This is a genomic window from Microvirga brassicacearum (assembly GCF_008757455.1).
GTDB lineage: Bacteria > Pseudomonadota > Alphaproteobacteria > Rhizobiales > Beijerinckiaceae > Microvirga > Microvirga brassicacearum.
This window is the reverse complement of the sequence record NZ_VCMV01000040.1, coordinates 1-655: the sequence shown is the minus strand read 5'-3', so window position 1 is coordinate 655 and position 655 is coordinate 1. Positions and strand designations below refer to the sequence as shown.

At 57.9% G+C, this 655-nt stretch carries 1 protein-coding gene and 1 pseudogene; both read left to right on the top strand.

What is annotated here, in order from left to right:
- The coding region (locus tag FEZ63_RS19615) for a hypothetical protein (protein ID WP_210251579.1) at positions 1–402 on the top strand (402 nt) is incomplete at its 5' end.
- Positions 377–655: pseudogene (locus FEZ63_RS25770) on the top strand (hypothetical protein); the annotation flags it as partial. The gene FEZ63_RS19615 and the pseudogene FEZ63_RS25770, both read left to right, overlap by 26 nt.

Genomic DNA, 655 nt, shown 5'->3' with positions numbered 1-655 from the left:
GATCAACAAGGTCGGCGGATCGTTGCTGATCGGCGCAGGCGTGGCGACGGTGGGATTGCGGGCGGGGCAGGGATGAGCATCATCCAAGGGCCGGAGAAAGAAGAGTCTAGAAGACATCGCGCCCGCATCCGCGAATTGTTCATGCGCGCATGGGACCCGATCGGCGTAAACGGTGTTCCGGAAGCGCAGGATGAATACGATGGCTATGTCGGCAAGGCATATGTCATGCTAATGCATGAGAAGGCATCGGCTAACGACCTCACGCGATATCTACTGTGGGCCGAGTTCGACCATATGGGCTTTGGGGGGCGTGGTGATCTCACCGCGCGGGAAGCACGATGCCGCCGGGTTGCTGAAATGCTCGTAGCGATGCGTGATGCCTCTTTCGGTGAGGATGCTTAACCCAAAACTGCAAACGATTGCAGAGCTGGACCGGCAGGATTGGGGAGAGCCAACCTTCGATTCTTATGTCGTCCGGACATGTCCTGCTCTCAGGCACAAACCCTTGAATGCCCTGACGGTCGAGGAGGTTCGACTGGGGATTGGGCAAGATTGGGCAAGAGATAAGATTACCATATCTCGTTCCGCGCGAGGCCTCGAACGGCTCGGTCCCGACGCGAAGAAAATCACCGTCATCAGCTCCACCAACGACCGG